Raw genomic sequence first — 19,803 nt, 5'->3', positions numbered from 1 at the left:
CAACGAGTTAGAGCGGATGCGTTTCCGTGCCAGACGGCGCGAAGACGGTTCAGCCGTGCGATGGCCCGCCTTCGATGATGGCGTCGCGGATCTCCTTGTCCGACATCCCGGTGATGATGCGTTCGACCTCGGCCACGCTGGTCTTCTTCGGGTCGATGTCGTCGGCCACCACCTTGCCCCGGCGCATGACGACGATGCGGTCAACCACCTGGAAGACATGGTGGATGTTGTGGGCGATGAAGATGCAGGAATGCCCGGAATCGCGCGCGTTGCGCACGAAGCTCAGCACGCCTCGCGTCTCGGCGACGCCGAGATTGTTGGTCGGCTCGTCGAGGATGATCAGGTCGCTGTCGAAGTGCATGGCGCGCGCGATGGCGACGGCCTGCCGCTCGCCGCCGGACAGGGAGCCGATCGGCGTCGTCGGCGGGATGTTCTTAGAGATGCCGACCTGTTTCAGCAGGTCGCGCGCGACATTGTTCATCGCCTCCTGGTCCATGCGGTTCAAAAAGCGCGGCGGTTTGATCGGCTCGCGGCCGAGGAACAGGTTGCGTGCGATCGACAGCTGCGTCACCAGTGCCGAATCCTGGTAGATCGTCTCGATGCCGTGCGCGATGGCGTCGCTGGTGCTGCGCAGATTGACCTTCTTGCCGCGGATGAAAATGTCGCCGCTGGTCAGCGGCACCGCCCCCGACAACACCTTGATCAGCGTCGATTTGCCGGCGCCATTGTCGCCGAGCAGGCCGACGATCTCCCTTTCGTTGACATGAAAATTGGCGTCTTCGAGCGCCTGCACGCGCCCGTAGGACTTTTTGATGTTGGACATGCGGATGAGCGGTTCAGCCATGGTTCTAGGTCCCTGCCTGATGCCGGCGTTCCAGCCATGAGTGCAGCGCCATCATGCCGAGGATGATGGCGCCGATGAAGATGTTGTAGGCCAGCCCGGGCACGCCGATCAGCACGATGCCGTTGCGCATGACGCGCAGGATGAGGATGCCGAGCACGGTGCCGATGATGGTGCCGCGCCCACCGGTCAGCGCCGTGCCGCCGATCACCACCATGGCGATGACTTCGAGCTCGTAGCCGGTGCCGCTGTTGGGGTTGGCGGCCGACGTGCGCAGCGACGAGATGACGCCGGCAAGCGAAGCCATCACCGACGACAGCACGAACAGGCCGATCTTGACGCCGCTGACGTTGACGCCGCGCGCCCTTGCGGCGCCTGGATTGCCGCCGGCTGCCTGGATCCAGTTGCCGGTCCGGCTTTGCGTCAGCACGTAGCCCAGTGCGATGGCCGCCGCGATGAACCAGAAGAGCGACATGTAGATGCGGAACGGGCCGATGAAGAAATCACCGACCAGCGCTTCGGCCAGCCAGCTGCCCTCGGCGCTCCACGTCCGCTGCGGAAAGCCGTCGGTGACGAACAGCGCGGTGCCGCGCACCACCAGCAGCATGCCGAGCGTCACCAGGAAGGATGGGATTTTCAGCTGCGTGACGAACCAGCCATTGACCAGGCCGATGAAGGCCGCGATCAGCAGCGCGGCGAGGAAGCCGACCTCCAGCGAGGTCAGGCCGCTGTTGAACAGCGTCCACATCAGCACCGGCGAAAAGCCGAACAGCGAGCCGACCGACAGATCGAATTCACCCGACGTCATCAACAGCGTCATCGCCAGCGCGATCAGCCCGAGCTCGACGGTGAAGGCCAGCGTGTTGGAGATGTTCTGCGGCGACAGGAAATCGTGGTTGATGCTCCAGAACACCGCGATTTCGACGATGAGCAGAACGAAGGGCCCGAATTCCGGCCTCGCGATCAGGCGTTGGATGAGCGAACGGTTTTCCACTGATAACCTGCGACAGGAAGGGGAAGGCTGAGCCCAGCGCGCAACGCGAAGGGCTCGGCGAAAAGACAGTCGCGACCGCGGCTGCGGCCGCGACTGTTGAAGGTCTGGGTTATTTGCCCGACAGGATGTCGTCGTAGACCTGCGCGGTGTCCTTTTCATAGAGCGCGCCGGTGATGACGTTGAAGCCCGGAGGAATGCCTGACGCCGCCATGTTGGCCAGCGACAGCGCGACGTAGCTGGTCGCCTGCGGGTCCTGCCACTGGCCGGCATTGACGTAGCCGGTCAGCACTTCCTGGGTGGTGTCGAGCGAGTTGCCCCAGCCGACGACCGGGATTTCGCCCGGCTTGATGCCGGCCTGGTCGAACACCCGCTTGATCGAGCCGGTGACCAGATCGCCGAGGCCGATGATTGCCTTGACCTTGGCCTTGTTGGCGGTGAGATAGTCGACCATGCGGTTGATGGCTTCGGCCTGGTCGAGGGTCGCTTCGGTGATCTCATAGGTGATCCCCAGCGGTTCGAAGACGCTCTTGATGCCTTCCTCTTCCTGGACGCCGTAGGTGGCGCCGGGGATTTCGACCGGCATCCAGACGAAGTCGCCCTTCTTCACCAGGCCCTTGTCGACCAGATATTGCGCCCAGTGCTTGCCGAAGGTGACGTTGTCGCCGCCGACATAGGCGTCGAAGCTTGCCTTGGGATCGGGCGTGTTGAAGTTGATGATCGGGATCTTGGCCGTGTTGGCTTCCTTGGCGATTTCGATCAGGCTGCCCGGATCGGGGCTGGTGGTGACGATGCCGTCGGCCTTTGCCGAGATCGCGGCGCGCACGGCCTCCTGCTGCGAGGCAACGTCGCCATTGTGGAACGAGGTGTTGACGGTGTTGCCGGTGTCCTTCGCCCATTGCTTGGCGCCGGCCAGGAAGTAGGTCCAGACCGGGTCGGCCGGGCCGCCATGTGAAATCCAGTAGAACGTCTTGGCCTGTGCCGCCGCCGGAACGGCCAGCGCCACAATCAAGCCAAGCACGAGTAATCGTAGCCTCGTCAGCATTTGCTTTCCTCCCATGTTGAAAAACGACCTCCACGTCCGGCGATGATCCGGGCCATGCCCTTGATCCTCTCCTCCTGCCAGCGCCGACCCGGATGCGCAGAGCATCTTCTTTTGCGGCCGATGGCAAGCCTCTATCCGCCCAATGGATGGTGGCGCGATGCAACGCGCCATCATCGATCCCATCAGATCGCATCAGTTAGAGGGCAATTCCAGGAAAAGTGTGAAACGGTTTTCCGTCCGGAATTGCGTCAACCAAGAGATAGAGATATTTCCCGGCAAGCAGGCGGGGCTTAAACTCAGGCGCGCGGATTTTCCTGGAAGCGCTCGGCCTGGCGGATGCGCAGCACCTTGTCCAGCCGGTCGAGCGCGAGCGCCAGCACCATCACCGCGCCGATCACGAAGGGGCTCCATGCGGCGTCGATGCCGAACAGGGTCACGCCGCTCAAGATGACCTGGACGATCAGCATGCCGATCACCGCACCGAAGACGGTGCCGCGCCCGCCGGAAAGCGAGGTGCCGCCGATGATCGCCGCGGCAATCGCCATCAGCACGAAACCGCCGCCTTGGTCGACGTCGGTAACGGGAGAGCCAAGCCACAGCGCGCCCGCCAGCCCCGAGACGATGCCCATCAGCACCAGCGTCTGCAGCCGCACAGCACCTGTCGGGATGCCGGCATAGAGCGCCGCCTGCGGATTGCTGCCGACGGCCTGGATCCGGTAGCCGAAGCGGCTGCGGTGAAGCACGAGGTGCAGCACCACCGCCATTGCGACGAAGACAAAGACAGCCGTCGGCACAAGGCCGAACAGCTTGCCGTGAACGATCTCAAAGAAGTCGCCGCCTGGGCTGGCCGGAGCTGTCGCTTGCATCTTGACGGCCACCGCCGCCAGGCCCCGGAACATTGCAAAGGTGCCCAGCGTAACGACGATGGCCGGCCGTCGCAGCGCCACCACCAGCAGGCCGTTGACGAGGCCGAGCCCGGCGCCGAGCAGCACGCCGGCAAGGGCGGCAAGCCACGGGTCGATGCCGGCGGCCAGAAGGAATGCGGTGAGAAGGGCCGCGAGATGGAATATCCAGCCGACGGAAAGGTCGATCTCGCGGAGTGCGAGCACGAACACCATGCCGATCGCCAGCATGCCGGGATACGCAGCGGTTTCCAGCAACGACAGCACATTGGCCTCGTCGAGGAAATCCGGCCGGGCAAAGCCTGTAATCGCCACCAGGACAACGAGCCCGATGAGCGGCCTGAGTTCGACGGGCAGGTGAAGGCTGCGCTTCGGGTGGGCAGCCGAACCGGCAAGCTGTAGCATGGGATCCAATCGTGTCATGCCATGGCTCCCACGAGTTTCTTTTTCGGCCGCTCCGCCTCCGGCATCTCGCCGGTGGTGGTCAGTTGCAGCACTGTCCTTCGCTTCATCTCGGCGCCGGACAGCTCGCCGGCGACCCGGCCGCGGTGGAAGACAAGGACGCGGTTGCTGAGGTTGGTCAGTTCGGACGGCTCGACCGAACGCAGCAAAACGATACAGCCATTGGCCGCCATCTGCCGGATCAGCGCATAGATCTTGCGCTTGGCAGCCGACTCGATACCGCCAGCCGGATTGTCTAGGAGCAGCACTTGCGGCGCCGTCTCCAGCCATTTGGCGACTACGATCTTCTGCTGATCGCCGGCCAGCAGCGAATTCACCGGCGCGTCCGGCAGGCCCTTGATGCGCAGCGCATCGATCTGCCTTGCGGCGGCGGCGATCGCGGCCTTGGGCGAGTAGCGGCGCGACCCCCAGTTGCGGGCGCCGGTAGCGATGTTGCCTATGTTGAAGGCCAGCGACCGGTCGGGCATCAGGCCGTTGCACAGGCGGTTGGCCGGCACCAGGCCGATGCCGCGCCGCGCCGCTTCGGTCGGATTTCCAGGCAAGCCGTAGCCGTCGGGGAGCCGCACCCTGCCGCTTTGCGCCTCGCGCAGGCCAAACAGCATCTCGAACAGGTCTTCAACGCCCGACCCCTCAAGCCCGGCCAAGCCGAGGATCTCGCCGGAGCGGGCGGTGAAGCTGACGCCGGAAATCCGGCCGCCGCTCAGACCCTCCACCGTGATCCGCGGCCTTATCGTGCTGGCATTGGCCGGCAGTGCAGGCGGGAACAGGCTGCCGCGCTGCTGGCCGATCATGGCGTCGATCACATCGGCTTCGCTCAACGCCGAGCGCTCACTTGTCAGCACGTCACGGCCGTTGCGCATCACGGTGACCTGGTCTGCGATCGCAAACACGTCCTCCAGCCGGTGCGAGACATAGAGCACGCTCGTGCCCTTGGCCTTGAGGTCACTTAGTACGGTGAACAGGTGCTCGGTCTGGCGCCGGTCGAGCGCAGAATTCGGTTCATCGAGGATCAGCAGCCTCGGGCCTTCCAGAATTGCGCGGCCGAGTTCGACATAATGCCGTTCGCCCATGCCGAGTTGTCCCACAGGAGCGTGGACATCGACGTCGAGCTTGAGTTGCCGAAGCAAGGTGCGGCTGCGTGCCTCCATTTCGCGCCTGGAGACGAAGCCATTGCGCAACGGCTCGCGATTGACGAACAGATTGGCCAGCACCGAGCGGTCGGCAAACAGGCCGAGCCCCTGGTGGACGACGCCGAAGCTGTGCTTGCGTGCAGCGATCGGGCTGTCGACGGTGACGATCTGGTCGCCGACGCGGATGGTGCCGCTGTTGGGCCGGAGCACGCCGGCAAGCACCTTCACCAGCGTCGACTTTCCGGCGCCGCTTTCACCGACGACAGCATGGATGGTCCCCTGTCCGACAGACAGGTTCATATCCCTGAGCGCGACAACGCCGCCATAACGCATGGCGAGATTGCGCACCGATATCATCGGCAAACCGAGCATGCGATTCGGCCCCCACAGACCGCGCCCCGATCCTGGAGCGAATTTCCGATACAGTCACCCGGATTCCGCTAACAAACGGCTTACAGGGACCGGATGCGAACGTTTATCGGCTATCCGTTCGTCCCGCTGCTCCGAAATCAGATCAGGTCGGCCTTGGCGAGGTCCCGCATGAGATGGCTGGCGCCGTAGGTCCAGTGCGGGCAATCGGGCGACAGAAGCACGCGGTTCACCAGCGCGCCGAATTTCTCCGACGAGATGGTGACGATGTCGCCGATCTTGTGGGTGAATCCCTTGCCCTTCTCGCCGCGATCCTTCGACGGCACGAACATGGTGCCGAGATAAAGCGCCAAGCCGTCGGGATACTGGTGGTGCGGCCCCATGGCGGCCGCGACCAGCTCTTCGGGCGAACGGCTGATCTCGGCCATCGAGCTCGCGCCCTCCAGCGAAAACCCGTCCTCGCCCTCGACCTTCAGCCCCACCGTGGCGCGCTTGACATCGTCGATGGAAAAGCTTGCGTCGAACAACCGGATGAAGGGCCCAAGCGAGGCCGAGGCATTGTTGTCCTTGGCCTTGCCGAGCAGCAGCGCCGAGCGTCCCTCGACGTCGCGCAGATTGACGTCGTTGCCGATGGTCGCGCCGACGATCTTGCCGGTGCTGGCGGCGATCATGGCGATCTCCGGCTCGGGGTTGTTCCAGGTGGAGACAGGATGCAGCCCGACATCGGCGCCGAAGCCGACGGACGCCATCGGCTGGCATTTGGTGAAGATCTCGGCGTCGGGGCCGATGCCGACTTCCAGATATTGCGACCAGGCGCCGCGCTGGATGAGCTTGGCCTTGATCTCCATCGCCTCAGGCGAGCCGGGCTTCAGCTTCGACAGATCGTGGCCGATCAGCCCGGCAATGTCGGCGCGGATGGCGTCGGCCTTTTCCGCCGAGCCGCGCGCCTGCTCCTCGATGACGCGTTCGAGCAGGCTGACCACGAAGGTCACGCCCGACGCCTTCACCGCCTGCAGGTCGACAGGCGAGAGCAGATAGGGTTTTGCCGGATCGCGGGTGGCCTGAAAACTGTTGGCGGCGATCGCGTCGAGCGAGCCGATCGGTTCGCCCTTGGCAGAGCGCACGTGTCCGGCCGGATCGGCCATCTCGCAGATGTCGCGCACTGTGGGTGCGGTGGTCGAGGTGACGTCGAAAACGATGCCGTCGCGCACGGTGACCACCAGCGGATGCGAGGCATCGCTTGCCCTGGCTCGGCCGATGAAGAGCCCGTCGGCGGGAAGCTGCGTTGGGTTCGTCATGGCTTACGGTCCTTTGATGATCGAGATGGCAGCTGGGCCGCTGCACTTTCACCGGATTCACGCCAAAGGTCTATCCCGTGGCGCAGGCAATTGTCGGTTCTGACATGAGGCCCGCCCTTTCAAAAAAATGAAACTGGCACTAGTATTTTCATTTTCCGCATACTCCAGGTGAAGCCTTGCCCGCACCGTTTTCCGTTCCGATCTGGCAGAAGCCGCAGACCGCATCCGCCTTCCAGTTGCTCGTCACTGCGCCGGTCGACGTTGCCATCGTCGGCGGCGGCTTCATGGGCCTGTCGACCGCCTTGCACGCAGCCCGGCTCGGTCTCGGTGTACAGGTGCTGGAGGCTGGCGAGATCGGCCAGGGCGCCTCGGGCCTCAATGGCGGCCAGGTCATTCCCGGCCTGAAATATGATCCCGAATGGCTGCTCGAGCATTTCGGCCCCGAGCGTGGCCAAGCGCTGGTCGATTTCGCCGCCTCGGCGGCGGATACGGTGTTCGATCTCATCCGCGACGAAAAGCTGGCGGTGCCGCTCACCCGCAAGGGCTGGATCCAGGCCGCGCATACCGAAACCGCATTGAAAGCGGCGGCGAACAGGGATGGTCAATGGCGGGCGCGTGGCGCCGATGTCCGGCTTCTGAATGAAAGCGAGATCGCCGATATGACCGGCGCGCAAGGCTATCTCGGCGGCTGGCTCGACCGCCGCGCCGGCATCATCGATCCGCTCGCCTATACAGTGGAACTGGCGCGCATCGCCGCCGCCGCCGGCGCCAGCATTGCCGAGCGGCAGAAGGTGGTGAAACTCCGCAAGGAGGCCGGCCTTTGGCGTGTCTCAACCGAAAGCGGCGCCGAGGTGCGGGCGAAAGCGGTTGTCCTGGCGACGAACGCCTATACCGATGGACTGCTTCCGGGCCTCGCGGAAACGATCGTGCCGCTGCATTCCTTCCAGGTCGCGACCGCGCCGCTGTCATCCAACCTTGCGGCGACGATCCTGCCGGAAGGGCAGGCGGTGTCCGACTCCAGGCGCATTCTCGTCTACTACCGCAAAACAGCCGACGGCCATCTGGTGCTTGGCGGCCGCGGCCGCATGGCGCGGCCGAGGAGCGAGGCCGACTGGGCGCATCTGCAGCACGCGCTGGTGCGGCTCTATCCGGCGCTCTCCGATGTCGTCATCGAGAAGCGCTGGTTCGGCCGCGTGGCGATGACACCGGATCACCTGCCGCACATCCATGAGCCGGAAAAGGGCCTGCTCGCCGTGGTTGGTTGCCAGGGCAGGGGCGTCGGCCTGATGACCGCGCTGGGAAAACGCATGGCGGGCTACCTCGCGGGCGGCGATGTCAATCAATTGCCGTTCCCGCTGTCGCCGGTCCGGCCGATCCCGTTCCACGCCTTCCGCCAGGTCGGCGTCGCCGCGACCATCGCCTGGTACCGGATGCTCGACGCCTTCGAGCGCTGATTGGGTGCCGGTCGCCTAGGCCTCGTGGATTCAGCTTGACAGTTTCACAAATATGAAAAAAGCTAAGCCGATTTCATATTTCCGTTGAGCAGTCCGATGTCGAGCATCGTTGCAACAGAAGCGCCGGCAGGGTCGTCCCGAGGCTTCCGCTTCGCCATGTTGCTGCCGGGCGGGCTGGTCACCTTGTTCCTGATCCTGTTTGCCCTTGGCCTTGTGCTCTTCCTCTCACTTCGCGGCAATGACGGTTCGCTGCTCGGCGCCGGCTTCACGGCAGGCAACTTCATCACCGTGGTCTCCGATCCGCTCTACTGGACGGTGACGCTGCGCTCGCTGGTGATCGCCGGCCTGGTGACGCTGGCGACCGTCGTCACCGCCTATCCCGTCGCCTACTATCTCGCTTTCTATGCCGGCCGCCGCCGCAGCCTGCTTTTGTTTCTGGTGACCCTGCCGTTCTGGACCAGCTATCTCCTGCGCGTCTTCGCCTGGAAGATCGTGCTCGCCTACAACGGCGTCTTGAACTCGGCGCTGATCGAAAGCGGCATCTGGTCGGAGCCGACGCTGGCCTTCCTCAACACGCCGGCGGCGGTGGTCGTCACGCTGGCGCATGCCTATGCGCCCTTCGCCATCCTGCCGATCTATGTGGCGCTGGACACCATCCCGAAATCACTGCTCGAAGCCGCCTCCGATCTCGGCGCCAGACCGTTCACGGCGTTTCGCCGCGTCGTCTTGCCCAATTCGATGCCGGGCGTTCTGGCGGCCGCCCTCGTCGTCTTTGTGCCGACGGTCGGCGACTATGTCACCCCGGCCATGGTCGGCGGTCCCGCCAGCACCATGATCGGCACATTGATCCAGTCGCAGTTCGGCAAGGCCAATGACTGGCCGTTCGGGGCGGCACTTTCAGTCTGCGTGATGCTGGTCATCCTCTGCGTGGTGCTGGTCGCACGCGGCGCCGACCGCAAATTCGGCAGCCGCACATGAGCGCGGCGCGGAGAGATGATGGCCGCGGCTGGCTCGGCGTCTATGTGCTTGCCTATCTCGTCTTCCTCTATCTGCCGGTGCTGTTGATCCCGCTGTTTTCCTTCAACAACTCCATCCAGGCCGCGTTTCCGCTGCAGGGCTTCACGCTCGAATGGTATGCCACGCTCTATGGCAATCCGGCGCTGTCCGACGCGCTTTTGAACAGTCTCGTCATTGGCGTCGTGGCCGCCGCCGGCGCCACGCTCTGCGGCATCACCGTCTCCTATATGGACCTCTACGGTCGTTCGCCGCTCGCCGCCACCATCAGCGCCATCTCCAGGCTGCCGATCCTGATCCCCGGCGTCATCGTCGGCATATCGTTGCTGATCCTCGTCAATCTCATCGGCCTCGGCCCGTCGCGCATCGCCATCGTTCTCGGCCACATGCTGGTGGCGCTGCCGACCACCGTGGTGATCATGCGCGGCCGGTTTGCCGCAATTCCGAAAACCATTCGCGAGGCCGCACTCGATCTCGGCGCTTCCGACTGGACGACCTTCCGGCGGGTGATGTTGCCGCTCTCGCTGCCGGCCATCGTCTCGGCCTTCATGCTGGCCTTTCTGATTTCCTTCGACGAGTTCATCGTCGTCTTCTTCCTCGCCGGCACCGAGCCGACGCTGCCGCTCTACATCTGGAGCCAACTGCGTTTTCCTCGCTCGCTGCCGACCGTGATGGCGCTGGGGACAGCTATCCTTGCTGTGTCCGTCATCATCGCCGGCATCGCCGAAATCCTGCGCCATCGCGGGCTGAGCACAGCCCGNCGGCGCCCACCAGTCCAGCCTGAACCATAACAAAAGAGGAGAACCGAAATGGCATTCGACCCGAAATCAATTACTGGGCTGAAATCGATCACTGGCCCGAAATCGATCACTGCAAAGACAGCCCGCACCGGGCTTGCCGCGCTTGCAATCGTCCTGTCGTCGACTGTCGCCTTCGCCGCCGACAAGCTGCAATATTTCACCTGGTCCGGCTATGAACTGCCCGACTTCAACAAGAGCTTCCTGACGGCCCATCCCGATGGCGTCGAGGCCTCGATCTTCGGCGACGACGACGATGCCTTCACCAAGGTCAAGGCCGGCTTCCGCCCCGATATCGCCCATCCCTGCTACGACAAGGTGGCGCGCTGGAACAAGGAAGGCCTGCTGCAGCCGATCGATACCAAGCGCATCAAGAACTGGGATTCGATCTTCCCGGTGTTCAAGAACCTGCCCGACATCCAGGCCGGCGACGGCAAGGTCTGGATGGTGCCGTGGGATTGGGGCAACACCTCGATCCTCTACCGCACCGATCTGGTGAAGAACCCGGAAGCGAGCTGGAACCTTCTGTGGGACAAGCAATATGCCGGCCGCATGGCGACCATCGATGCCGTGCATGACACCCCGATCGTTGCCGCACTTCTGGCCGGCGTAAACCCCTTCGACATGACGCCCGAGCAGATGGACAAGGTGGCGGAAAAGTTGCGCGAGCAGCGTCCCCTCCTCTCCAACTACACCACCGACATGACCTCGGTCGAACAGGCGCTGGCCAGCGGCCAGCTGGTCGCCGCCATGACCTGGAACGCGTCGGCAACCTCGCTGAAGAAGCAGGGCGTGCCGGTCGAGTTCATGAAGCCGAAGGAGGGCATGCTGACCTGGGCCTGCGGCTTCGTCATGCTCAAGGACGCCAAAAACGTCGACCTCGCCTATGACTTCATCAACAGCCGGCTCGACGCCGACTCGGGTAAGTACCTGATCCAGGCCTACGGCTATGGCAGCTCGCTCAGCACCGCCTTCGCCGGCGTGGCGAAGGACGAACTGGACAAGCTGCAATTGCCGGCGGACCCGGAGGTGATGCTGAAGACCACCATCTTCACCGGCCCGATGAAGCAGAACGACGATGTGGCGAAGATGTTCGAGAAAGTGAAGGCGGGCGGCTGAGGGATCCATCGCCGACGGTTGCGCTGCCCCTCACCTGCCTGCCGGCATCCTCTCCCCGTATAGTGACGGGGAGAGGGGCGCTGTCACCAGCGATTTCGCAAATCGCAAACGTTGCAGAAATGGCGCCGAGTTTGCGACCAGCCGCTTTCTCCCCGTCACTATACGGGGAGAAATGTCCGGCAGGACAATGAGGGGCAGCGCCGACGGCAGGTAATTGTGACTAATCTCCTGAAGCCCGCGGGTCTTGCCGCCGCGCCAAAGACTGCAACAAGGACCAACTGATGGACATGCTTGAAGCGAAACCAAAGGCCGACGCCGACATTCGCGTCGGCCGGCGCGTGCGGGCGCTGCGGCTGGAGCGCAATTTGTCGTTGGCCGAGCTGGCAGCAAAAGCCGGCGTCTCCATCGGTGCGCTGAGCCAGATCGAGCGCGGCCTGTCTTCGCTGCGCGTCAAGGTGATCTGGCCGCTTGCGGCCGCGCTCGACATCGAGCCTTCGGCGCTGATCACCGACGGCAACGAAGCCGCCAACGATCTCTATTGCGTGCGCGCCGACAAAAGGCGGCAGCTCCCGGTCAAGTCGGAAGGCATCGCCAAGGCGCTGCTGTCGCCGCCGGGCGCGGCGCTGACCGGCCTCTTGGTGACGGTGGAAGCCGATGGCGGCACGGCGGAAGCCTATGCGCATATCGGCCACGAATTCGGCTATGTCGTCTCGGGCGAGGTCGAACTGGTGGTGGACTCGACAAAATACGTGCTGAAGAGCGGCGACTCCTTTGCCTTCAAGAGCACGCTTCTGCACGCCTTCCGCAATCCCGGCACCGAGCCTTGCCAGATCCTCTGGGTCAACACCACCAAACCCTCGGAGGTGCGCGATGGCGCCTGACGCCCTGGTGCGGCTGGACACGGTCTCGAAGGTTTTCCCCGGCGGCATTGTCGGGCTCGATGCCGTCGATCTCGCTATTATCAGCGGTGAGTTCATCACGCTGCTCGGGCCGTCGGGCTGCGGCAAGACCACCAGCCTGCGCGTCATTGCCGGTTTCGAAAGCCCCTCGGGCGGCAAGGTGCTGCTCGATGGTCGCGACATCACCGCGCTGAGGCCCTTCGAGCGTCCCGTCAACACCGTGTTCCAGGATTATGCGCTGTTCCCGCATATGAACGTCGCCGAGAATGTCGGCTTCGGCCTGTCGCTGCGCAAACTGTCCGGCGCCGAGCAGGCAAAGCGCGTCCGCGAAGCCCTCGACATGGTCGGCCTCGCCGACAAGCTCGGCGCCCGCGTTTCCGAACTGTCGGGTGGCCAGCGCCAGCGCGTCGCGCTCGCCCGCGCCATCGTCTGCGAGCCGCGCGTGCTGTTGCTCGACGAGCCGCTGTCGGCGCTCGATGCGCATCTGCGCGAACAGATGCAGGTCGAACTGAAGCGGCTGCAGTCGCGGCTCGGCACCACCTTCGTCATGGTCACCCACGACCAGACCGAAGCGCTGTCGATCTCCGACCGCATCGTCGTCATGAACAAGGGCCGCATCGAACAGATCGCGCCGCCGGCCACGCTCTACGACCGGCCCGCGACGAAATTCGTCGCGAGCTTCATCGGCACGATGAACCTGCTGCAATCGCGCTTCATCGGCCGCGATGGCGACCGCCTGCGCTTTGCCGCCGGCGGGCTCTCGCTGGAGGCAACATCCGAAACCGGCGACACGCCCGGCGAAGGCACTGAGCGCACCATCGGCGTTCGCCCCGAGGACTTGCTGGCCACCACCGATGCCGCCGCCGGCACCGCGCCGGCGCGCGTCAACTCCATCGTCTTCCACGGCCGCACGCTGCGGCTGCATGCTGAGCTCGGGCAGGGATTGCCGGTGGTGATCGATGCGCCGCGCCAGGCCGAGGGCTTTCAATTCAGCGTCGGCGACGTGGCGCATATCAGCCTGCGCCGTGGTGCCAACTGCCCTATGCTGCCAAGCTGATCCAACCCAATCCCATCATCGACGGTTGGATTTAACCTGCTGTGAAGATCGCCAAGGTGGAATTAAGTGTGAATTGACTCGCAAAGGAACATATTCCTACTTTGCGGGATGCCCGAACTAAGCACCCGACCGCGCCGAAATGTGCAAACCCTCTGCTTGGCGCATGAAGTCGGGCAGCTAATTCGTGTTCGATGTCGGAACTGCAACATCACTCGACACTATCTGCCTGGCGATCTCGCAAAGCTGGTTGGTGATATCCCCTTTTGGGATGTGGAGCGGCACATGCGGTGCGAGCGCTGCAAAGGTCGTGAGCTCGATGCAGGCATCATTCTGCCAAGCGCTGCTGAACGCCTTAAAATTCGCGTCAGACGTCTTGTCGAAATCCGCATGGTTCGCCGGGTAATCTGGCGAGACGACGATTGAGGAGAGCCGATTTCGGGCTAAAACAGAGACCCTTGGGCCGGGGCCTGTGGTGGGAACTTGATCTGTGTGGCTGGCTTCTCAACGATCACCAACGCGTCGTTGGGCGCCGTCCGCTGCAAACGCCGTGCTTCCGACCATGGCGCCGTCAGCCAAGCCTCGGTTTCCTCCGGCGTGGTGAGGATCACGGGCATAGCCTTCTCATGTATCGGCGCAATGAGAGCATTAGGCTTGGTGGTCATGAAGGCGTATAGCTCGAAGTCGCCGGGACCGTCCTTGACCTTTCGCAGGCCCTGCCAAGACATCCAGAAACCAGCGAAGAAGAACAGCGGCCGGCTCTCGCCACGGGCAAACCAGTAATTTCGCTGGATTCCTGTTTCCGGGTCTTTATCGTTCGCCGCAGGGCTGGGCTCGGCAAAGCTGGTCACCGGCACGACACATCTGTGCTCGACGCCCACATATTGCTGCCAGTGCGAATATTGCGGATTGCGAACGTTGGTGGTGCCGTAGTCGGCCTTACCTTTCATGCGCTCGGGCGGCGTTGGCAAACCCCAAAGCAGTTTCGCCAGTTCACGCTCCCCATCCGTCCTGTTGCGAACGACAAGCCCAGGTTGATTGGGATAGACATCAAGCGAAGGTTCGAGGTTGCCGCTGATATCGCGCAATGTGCGGGTCCATTGGCGGACCGCCTCTTGCGTCGTCGTGATGTTGTAGAGGTTGCACATGCACCCAGCATTGCGGAATTGGCTTTTGTCTGCAACCGAAGTCGCTGTCCGACGCCGCCGCAATCGTCGTCACACAGCCGCGCTATATCATCGTCCTGACACACCTTGTCAGCTGTCGTGCGGGTAAAGGTGGCGGGCCGGCAAGCGCTTCCCTACTTCAAACCAGTCTGAACAGGAGGAACACACATGACCATCGCGGATGTTGCCAAGGATTTCACTGAAATGCTCCAGCAGGGGGATCACCTGGGTGCTGGTGAAAAGTACAATGCCGATGATATCGTCAGCCTCGAAGCCATGGAGGGGCCGATGGCCATCGCCCGTGGCAAGGAGGCTCTCAGGCAAAAGGGCGAATGGTGGCAAGAGAACCACGAAGTCCATGGCGGCTCTGTCGAAGGCCCCTATGTCAACGGCGACCAGTTCGCGGTGCGCTTCAAGTTCGACATAACGCCCAAGGCCACCGGCGAACGGGTCACCATGGACGAGGTTGGCCTGTACACGGTCAAGAACGGCAAGATCACCGAAGAGCGCTTCTACTACTGAGCCCGGGTGCCGTCGGGTTCCGGCGCGCTTCGCTGCACGACCCAAAAACCAGGCGGCCGGGACAAAGTCCTGGCCGCAGTGGGAAGAGCTCAAATGGTCTTCACATACTGCGCCAACTGATCGGCCACCGTGCCCCAGCCGTCGAAGAACCCCATCTCTTCATGATTGTTGCGGGTAGCCTGGTCGCGATGGATGGCCGTTGCCGTGTAGCGCGTGCCCTTGTCATCCGACTGAAGCGAAATGACTGCGGTGATGAAGGGCTCGCCCGAGGGCCGATAGCCCGGCAGCAGCGCATCGGTCCACACCAGCCGCTCGTTCGGCACGATCTCGAGATAGCAGCAATGGCGGTCGTTGACCTCCTTGCCGTCGGGCGATTGCATGCGCGTCCGGAACAGTCCGCCCGGACGAAGGTCGATCTCGCAATCGGTGATCAGCCAGGGCTTGGGCGTGAACCATTGCTTGACATGCTCCGGCACCGTCATCGCGCTCCACAAGAGTTCGCGCGGCGCGTCGAGCTTGCGCTCCAGAGTCAGGTCCAGTCTGGGGTCGGGCTTGAAGGGATAGCTCACTTTTCTTGCTCCTTGAGGCTCATCACATAGGCGTCGAATTGATCGAGTCGGCGCTCCCACAGCGTGCGCTGTTCGGCCAGCCAGTTTTCGGCGAGCTGCAGCGGTTCGGGCGCCAGCTGATAGGTCCTGGTGCGGCCGATTTTTTCCGATCGCACCAGTCCGCAGCCTTCCAGCACTTTCAGATGCTCGATGAAGGAAGGCAGCGCCATCTCGAAAGGCTGCGCCAACTCGCTGACCGAGGCCGGACTGCGGTTCAACCGCTCGACCACGCGCCGCCGCGTCGGGTCAGCCAGCGCGCGGAAGATGCCGTCGATCGGCGGGAGACTTGTAGTTGGGGCGTGGAGGCTTGGCATGGGCGATCCTGAGGTCCGTCGACGGGTATGGAAAGATACTTAGGAAAATTCCTTAGTATTGGCAAGCCCTAAAAATGGGCTGATGTGACCGGGGTGCTGGCAAAGCGGGAAGGACGGTTTTAGGCTGTCCGGCGGATTCGACCACCAGCCCAAGGGAAGTGCGTTTTGACGATCACCATGTACGGCATCACCACCTGCGACACGATCAGGAAGGCGCGCACCTGGCTGGAGGGCCACGATGTGCCTTACCGTTTTCACGACTACCGGGCCGAGGGGATAGAGGTGGGCAGACTGGATGGATGGATCGGCAAGGTTGGCTGGGAAAAGCTGCTCAACAAGGGCAGCACGACCTTCCGCGAACTGCCCGACAAGCACAAGCAAGGGCTCGACGAGAAGAAGGCCAGGAAGCTGATGCTGGCCAACCCGACGATGATCAAGCGCCCGGTGCTCGAGGTCGGGGATGAGATTTTGGTGGGGTTCAAGCCGGAGGCTTATGAAGGGGTGGTGAAGTAGCGTAGCCTTGCCTCGTCAGCCTATGGCGTAGCAAGGAGCGAAGCGACGCAGCGCAGACCCAAGGATGACGAACGCGTGGAGGGCGATCGCTAATTGTGCAGGCTTTCGCTTGCGGCGTATGCAGCGGTTCGCTGTCTCTCAACCCGTCCAGCGCAAATACCCCGCCAACGCCACCGCATTGTTATGCGCCTCGTCATGTGCGCTATAAAGCAGCGTCACCTTGGCCTTGCCGAGCAAGCCACGCAGTTTCGCCACCGCTTCTCTATTCCCATCCAGCTCGACCGAATACCGCACCTGAAACTCCGCCCATCGCGCCGGCTCATGTCCGAACCACCTCCGCAATTCATCGCTCGGCGCGATCTCCTTCAGCCACAGCGTCAGCGCGGCATCCTCCTTGCTGATGCCGCGCGGCCAGATGCGATCAACCAGCACCCGCTGCCCGTCATCGGGCGCGGGTGCTTCGTAAATTCGCTTGACCGTCAGGTCGAAACCCATCCGCCCTCCGCGAGCTTACGCCCACTCACCCTTGCGCATCACCGGCACCTTGCGGCTATCCTTGTGCACGCCGTCTATGTCGATCTTGTCGGAGCCGATCATCCAGTCGATGTGGATAAAACTCTTGTTGCCGCCGCGCTGGGCGATTTCGTCCTGGGTGAGCGAGGCGCCGTCGACGAAGCATTTTGAATAGCACTGCCCGAGCGCGATGTGGCAGGCGGCGTTCTCGTCGAACAGCGTGTTGAAGAACAGCAGGCCGCTGGCCGAGATCGGCGAGGAATGCGGCACCAGCGCCACCTCGCCGAGCCGGCGCGAACCCTCGTCGGTGTCGAGCACTTTCTTCAGCACGTCCTCGCCCTTCGAAGCCTTGGCCTCGACGATCCTGCCCTCTTCGAAACGCACCGAGATATCGTCGATCAGCGTGCCCTGGTAGGACAGCGGCTTGGTCGAGGATACACGGCCGGAGACGCGCCGTGCATGCGGCGTGGTGAAGACCTCCTCGGTCGGGATGTTCGGATTGCAGGTGACGCCGTTCTTGGCAGTCGAGGCGCCGCCCATCCATTCATGGCCATCGGCCAGCCCGACGGTGAGGTCGGTGCCCGGGCCGCTGAAATGCAGATCATGGAAATTGTGCTCGTTCAGCCACTTTGTGCGGCCGCGCAGCGCTGCATTGTGCGCCGTCCAGTTTGCGATCGGGTCTTCCACATCGACCCGTGATGCCGAAAAGATCGCATCGGCGAGCTTCACCACGGCGACATCGTCGGCATCGCCGGGGAAGACCTGTTTTGCCCAGGCGAGATCCGGGTAGGCGACGATGTTCCAGTTGATGTCGAAGCCGGTGATCTTTTCCAGCGCCGGCTGGTAGGCCATCGAGTTCGCCTTGTTGGCGCGCGCCACTTTCGCCGGGTCCTGCGCCGACAACAGCGACGGGTCCTCGCCGCGCACGGCAAGCCGCGCCGCATTGTTGGAAAAGGCCTTCGCCATGCCTTCATACATCCAGCCGGCGGCGCGGTCGAAGCCGGCATCCGCGCCGTAGCGGAAGCGCGCCAGCGTGATCTCGTCATCGTTGAAGATCGGCGTTACCAGCCCGGCGCCCGCCTTGTAAGCGTGCTCGACGATGCGCCTGGTCAGCGGCAGTGCGGCGATCGACGAGGTCAGCACCAGATCCTGCCCCGGCTGCAATTGCAGCCCGACCTTGATGGCGACTTCCGCCAGCCTGTCGAGCTTCACCGGGTCGATCGTTGCGGAAACGCCGCGCGAATGTGTGGTCATGATCCTGCCTGCCTTGGTCCGGGAGTGAGAGTTCCAACATAGGCCGGCGCGGCTGTCCTTTCCAGCACCGTCGCGACGGACAGCCCTAGGCAGCGCTTTCCAGCGCGCTAAACTGCGCCACGGTCGCCGCGATTTCCTCGCGGATCCAGATCTTGAAATCGCGCACCTTGCGGCTTTCGGTCTTGGTCGCCGAGGTCACCAGCCAGTAGCCGAGGCCGCTCTGCGCCCGCACGCCGAAAGGCGCGACGAGGCGGCCGTCGGCCAGCGCATCGGCGGCCAGCAATTGCCAGCCGAGCATGACGCCATGGCCGGCGATCGCCGATTCCAGGCACAGCATCGGGTCGGTGAAGCGCGCGCCCTTGCGGAAGCTGACCGGCTCGGCCCCGGCAGCCTTGAACCAGCTCTCCCAGTTGATCATCGCCCGTTCGTCGGTGATGGCGCAGGTCTGCGCCAGGTCTTCGATCGACTTCAGTTTCTTGGCGATCACCGGCGCGCAGACCGGAAAGACTTCCTGCGCCAACAAAAGTTCCGCCCGGCCGCCCGGCCATTTGCCGTCGCCAAGCCGGATGGCGATGTCGATGTCGGAGCGCTCGAGATCGGCCAGCCGCACCGAGGCGTCGATGCGCAGCAGCACGTTGGGATGGCGGTCGAAATGCCGCGACAATCGCGGCAGCAGCCATTTCGAAGCGAAGGCCGGCGCCACCGAAACCACCAGCGTGCATTGGCTTGCCTCGTCGGCCAGCGCCACCGCTTGCGCCAGCTCGCGAAAACCGGCGCCAAGCCGGGCGGAAAAAACCGTGCCGAACTCGGTCAGCACCAGCCCGCTCGCCGTTCGTTCGAACAGCGCCTGTCCAAGCTGCTTTTCGGTGCGGTTGATCTGCTGGCTGACGGCGCTGACGGAGACGTTGAGCTCGCCGGCAGCCGCCGCCAGCGAGCCGAGGCGGGCGACGGTTTCGACGGCGCGCAAGCCGTTGAGATGGACGCGGTTCAGCATGGCCATTCCAGTTTTTCTAAACCGGCGCGGCCGAAATCTCAATTGAAAGACGGCGACACAGGGCAGATTCTAGCAAAGACAACCAGACCGAGGAGGCGAGGATGGTGACGATCGTATCATTGCTCAAAGTCTTTGCCGCCGGCTACACGCGGCGGCGCCCTGACGGGGATGTCCTCAATTGGGTGACCGATCCGCTGTCGCATCCCGTGCTCGACACCATGTCGGAGCGCGAACTCGGCGACATGCCGTTTCGCCTGACGGCGCGCCGCACTGCATACGAGACGGCGCAAGCAGGCTGCCGCTGAAATCGCGGACGCGGTAACTGGGAAGGCGATACTGTCGGCCCAGCGCTGCCGCTCATTGCCATGCCGGGCATTTCTCCCCGTAAGTGACGGGGAGAAAGGTCGCCGGCGCCCAAGGTTTCGCCAATCACCAGCCCTGCGGGCAAGGGCGCCGAGGCACACGGTCCCCCTTCTCCCCGTCACTATACGGGGAGAAGGTGCCGGTGTCCGAACCGGATAGATAGGTAACAGAATGGACCGAT

21 protein-coding genes are annotated in these 19,803 nt (G+C 63.5%); 9 read left to right on the top strand and 12 right to left on the bottom strand.

Annotated elements, in window-relative coordinates:
• Positions 1 to 49 precede the first annotated feature (49 nt).
• From X750_RS146525 to X750_RS146550, 6 genes are all read right to left on the bottom strand, one after another.
• Entirely contained in the window at positions 50 to 844 is a 795-nt protein-coding gene (locus X750_RS146525) for an ATP-binding cassette domain-containing protein (RefSeq protein ID WP_023747938.1), read from the bottom strand.
• A gap of 4 nt (positions 845 to 848) precedes the next feature.
• Positions 849 to 1,835: an ABC transporter permease gene (locus tag X750_RS146530; RefSeq protein ID WP_023668514.1), complete on the bottom strand. Its 987-nt coding sequence runs from the start codon at positions 1,833 to 1,835 to the stop codon at positions 849 to 851.
• 109 nt (positions 1,836 to 1,944) lie between these two features.
• On the bottom strand, positions 1,945 to 2,877 hold the full coding sequence (locus X750_RS146535) for a substrate-binding domain-containing protein (protein WP_023687083.1): 933 nt from the start codon (positions 2,875 to 2,877) through the stop codon (positions 1,945 to 1,947).
• A gap of 296 nt (positions 2,878 to 3,173) precedes the next feature.
• Entirely contained in the window at positions 3,174 to 4,202 is a 1,029-nt protein-coding gene (locus X750_RS146540; RefSeq protein ID WP_198020353.1) for an ABC transporter permease, read from the bottom strand.
• Positions 4,199 to 5,743 (bottom strand): sugar ABC transporter ATP-binding protein, encoded by a 1,545-nt coding sequence (locus X750_RS146545; RefSeq protein WP_023747937.1) that lies wholly within the window; start codon positions 5,741 to 5,743, stop codon positions 4,199 to 4,201. The genes X750_RS146540 and X750_RS146545 overlap by 4 nt, the downstream gene beginning before the upstream one ends.
• Positions 5,744 to 5,880: 137 nt before the next feature.
• Entirely contained in the window at positions 5,881 to 7,038 is a 1,158-nt protein-coding gene (locus X750_RS146550; protein ID WP_023747936.1) for a fumarylacetoacetate hydrolase family protein, read from the bottom strand.
• Between the two features lie 176 nt (positions 7,039 to 7,214).
• Between X750_RS146550 and X750_RS146555 the strand changes: the two genes are divergently transcribed.
• The 6 genes from X750_RS146555 (at position 7,215) to X750_RS146580 (ending at position 13,378) form a co-directional block, all read left to right on the top strand.
• A complete protein-coding gene (locus X750_RS146555) occupies positions 7,215 to 8,492 on the top strand; it encodes an FAD-binding oxidoreductase (RefSeq protein ID WP_023747935.1) in 1,278 nt (425 codons plus the stop codon).
• A gap of 96 nt (positions 8,493 to 8,588) precedes the next feature.
• Complete coding sequence (locus X750_RS146560; RefSeq protein ID WP_023747934.1) at positions 8,589 to 9,470, top strand: ABC transporter permease; 882 nt, start codon at positions 8,589 to 8,591, stop codon at positions 9,468 to 9,470.
• Positions 9,467 to 10,297: an ABC transporter permease gene (locus tag X750_RS146565; RefSeq protein WP_023745519.1), complete on the top strand. Its 831-nt coding sequence runs from the start codon at positions 9,467 to 9,469 to the stop codon at positions 10,295 to 10,297. The genes X750_RS146560 and X750_RS146565 overlap by 4 nt, the downstream gene beginning before the upstream one ends.
• 18 nt (positions 10,298 to 10,315) lie before the next feature.
• Positions 10,316 to 11,422 carry an ABC transporter substrate-binding protein gene (locus tag X750_RS146570; RefSeq protein WP_023668506.1) on the top strand — a complete coding sequence of 369 codons (1,107 nt, stop codon included), beginning with the start codon at positions 10,316 to 10,318 and terminating at the stop codon, positions 11,420 to 11,422.
• Between the two features lie 281 nt (positions 11,423 to 11,703).
• Positions 11,704 to 12,303 carry a cupin domain-containing protein gene (locus X750_RS146575; protein WP_023745518.1) on the top strand — a complete coding sequence of 200 codons (600 nt, stop codon included), beginning with the start codon at positions 11,704 to 11,706 and terminating at the stop codon, positions 12,301 to 12,303.
• The gene (locus tag X750_RS146580) at positions 12,293 to 13,378 is read left to right on the top strand and encodes an ABC transporter ATP-binding protein (protein ID WP_023745517.1); all 1,086 of its coding nucleotides are present in this window, start codon (positions 12,293 to 12,295) and stop codon (positions 13,376 to 13,378) included. Before X750_RS146575 ends, X750_RS146580 begins: the two co-directional genes overlap by 11 nt.
• A 440-nt stretch (positions 13,379 to 13,818) precedes the next feature.
• On the opposite strand, the gene X750_RS146585 is transcribed toward X750_RS146580, so the two are convergent.
• Positions 13,819 to 14,523, bottom strand: coding sequence for an SOS response-associated peptidase (locus tag X750_RS146585; protein ID WP_023745516.1), 705 nt, complete (start codon positions 14,521 to 14,523; stop codon positions 13,819 to 13,821).
• A gap of 186 nt (positions 14,524 to 14,709) precedes the next feature.
• On the opposite strand from X750_RS146585, the gene X750_RS146590 reads away from it, so the two are divergent.
• On the top strand, positions 14,710 to 15,063 hold the full coding sequence (locus X750_RS146590; protein ID WP_023684393.1) for a nuclear transport factor 2 family protein: 354 nt from the start codon (positions 14,710 to 14,712) through the stop codon (positions 15,061 to 15,063).
• Positions 15,064 to 15,152: 89 nt separating this feature from the next.
• On the opposite strand, the gene X750_RS146595 is transcribed toward X750_RS146590, so the two are convergent.
• Together X750_RS146595 and X750_RS146600 are read right to left on the bottom strand one after the other, a co-directional pair.
• Positions 15,153 to 15,632 carry an SRPBCC family protein gene (locus X750_RS146595; protein ID WP_023716130.1) on the bottom strand — a complete coding sequence of 160 codons (480 nt, stop codon included), beginning with the start codon at positions 15,630 to 15,632 and terminating at the stop codon, positions 15,153 to 15,155.
• Positions 15,629 to 15,985 carry a metalloregulator ArsR/SmtB family transcription factor gene (locus tag X750_RS146600; RefSeq protein ID WP_023687094.1) on the bottom strand — a complete coding sequence of 119 codons (357 nt, stop codon included), beginning with the start codon at positions 15,983 to 15,985 and terminating at the stop codon, positions 15,629 to 15,631. The genes X750_RS146595 and X750_RS146600 overlap by 4 nt, the downstream gene beginning before the upstream one ends.
• A gap of 165 nt (positions 15,986 to 16,150) precedes the next feature.
• On the opposite strand from X750_RS146600, the gene X750_RS146605 reads away from it, so the two are divergent.
• On the top strand, positions 16,151 to 16,498 hold the full coding sequence (locus X750_RS146605) for an ArsC family reductase (protein ID WP_023687095.1): 348 nt from the start codon (positions 16,151 to 16,153) through the stop codon (positions 16,496 to 16,498).
• 138 nt (positions 16,499 to 16,636) lie between these two features.
• Here X750_RS146605 and X750_RS146610 read toward each other — a convergent pair whose 3' ends face one another.
• The 3 genes from X750_RS146610 to X750_RS146620 form a co-directional block, all read right to left on the bottom strand.
• The gene (locus tag X750_RS146610) at positions 16,637 to 16,993 is read right to left on the bottom strand and encodes a DUF488 domain-containing protein (protein WP_023745515.1); all 357 of its coding nucleotides are present in this window, start codon (positions 16,991 to 16,993) and stop codon (positions 16,637 to 16,639) included.
• Positions 16,994 to 17,008: 15 nt separating this feature from the next.
• The gene (locus X750_RS146615) at positions 17,009 to 18,265 is read right to left on the bottom strand and encodes an aminopeptidase (RefSeq protein ID WP_023747933.1); all 1,257 of its coding nucleotides are present in this window, start codon (positions 18,263 to 18,265) and stop codon (positions 17,009 to 17,011) included.
• Positions 18,266 to 18,350: 85 nt separating this feature from the next.
• Positions 18,351 to 19,265: a LysR substrate-binding domain-containing protein gene (locus tag X750_RS146620; protein WP_023687096.1), complete on the bottom strand. Its 915-nt coding sequence runs from the start codon at positions 19,263 to 19,265 to the stop codon at positions 18,351 to 18,353.
• A 95-nt stretch (positions 19,266 to 19,360) separates the two neighbouring features.
• Between X750_RS146620 and X750_RS146625 the strand changes: the two genes are divergently transcribed.
• The gene (locus X750_RS146625; RefSeq protein ID WP_023747932.1) at positions 19,361 to 19,564 is read left to right on the top strand and encodes a hypothetical protein; all 204 of its coding nucleotides are present in this window, start codon (positions 19,361 to 19,363) and stop codon (positions 19,562 to 19,564) included.
• The last annotated feature ends 239 nt before the right edge of the window (positions 19,565 to 19,803 follow it).

The organism is Mesorhizobium sp. LNJC391B00, assembly GCF_000502535.1.
Taxonomy (GTDB): domain Bacteria; phylum Pseudomonadota; class Alphaproteobacteria; order Rhizobiales; family Rhizobiaceae; genus Mesorhizobium.
Note: the sequence above shows the minus strand (reverse complement) of the source record. Positions and strands in the feature narration are given on the sequence as shown.

Coding starts and splice junctions, on each gene's coding strand:
- X750_RS146570 (WP_023668506.1), top strand. CDS start 10,316: ATGGCATTCGACCCGAAATCAATTACTGGGCTGAAATCGATCACTGGC.
- X750_RS146620 (WP_023687096.1), bottom strand. CDS start 19,265: ATGGCCATGCTGAACCGCGTCCATCTCAACGGCTTGCGCGCCGTCGAA.
- X750_RS146540 (WP_198020353.1), bottom strand. CDS start 4,202: ATGACACGATTGGATCCCATGCTACAGCTTGCCGGTTCGGCTGCCCAC.
- X750_RS146610 (WP_023745515.1), bottom strand. CDS start 16,993: ATGGGTTTCGACCTGACGGTCAAGCGAATTTACGAAGCACCCGCGCCC.
- X750_RS146600 (WP_023687094.1), bottom strand. CDS start 15,985: ATGCCAAGCCTCCACGCCCCAACTACAAGTCTCCCGCCGATCGACGGC.
- X750_RS146585 (WP_023745516.1), bottom strand. CDS start 14,523: ATGTGCAACCTCTACAACATCACGACGACGCAAGAGGCGGTCCGCCAA.
- X750_RS146580 (WP_023745517.1), top strand. CDS start 12,293: ATGGCGCCTGACGCCCTGGTGCGGCTGGACACGGTCTCGAAGGTTTTC.
- X750_RS146545 (WP_023747937.1), bottom strand. CDS start 5,743: ATGCTCGGTTTGCCGATGATATCGGTGCGCAATCTCGCCATGCGTTAT.
- X750_RS146615 (WP_023747933.1), bottom strand. CDS start 18,265: ATGACCACACATTCGCGCGGCGTTTCCGCAACGATCGACCCGGTGAAG.
- X750_RS146525 (WP_023747938.1), bottom strand. CDS start 844: ATGGCTGAACCGCTCATCCGCATGTCCAACATCAAAAAGTCCTACGGG.
- X750_RS146560 (WP_023747934.1), top strand. CDS start 8,589: ATGTCGAGCATCGTTGCAACAGAAGCGCCGGCAGGGTCGTCCCGAGGC.
- X750_RS146575 (WP_023745518.1), top strand. CDS start 11,704: ATGGACATGCTTGAAGCGAAACCAAAGGCCGACGCCGACATTCGCGTC.
- X750_RS146590 (WP_023684393.1), top strand. CDS start 14,710: ATGACCATCGCGGATGTTGCCAAGGATTTCACTGAAATGCTCCAGCAG.
- X750_RS146550 (WP_023747936.1), bottom strand. CDS start 7,038: ATGACGAACCCAACGCAGCTTCCCGCCGACGGGCTCTTCATCGGCCGA.
- X750_RS146625 (WP_023747932.1), top strand. CDS start 19,361: ATGGTGACGATCGTATCATTGCTCAAAGTCTTTGCCGCCGGCTACACG.
- X750_RS146535 (WP_023687083.1), bottom strand. CDS start 2,877: ATGCTGACGAGGCTACGATTACTCGTGCTTGGCTTGATTGTGGCGCTG.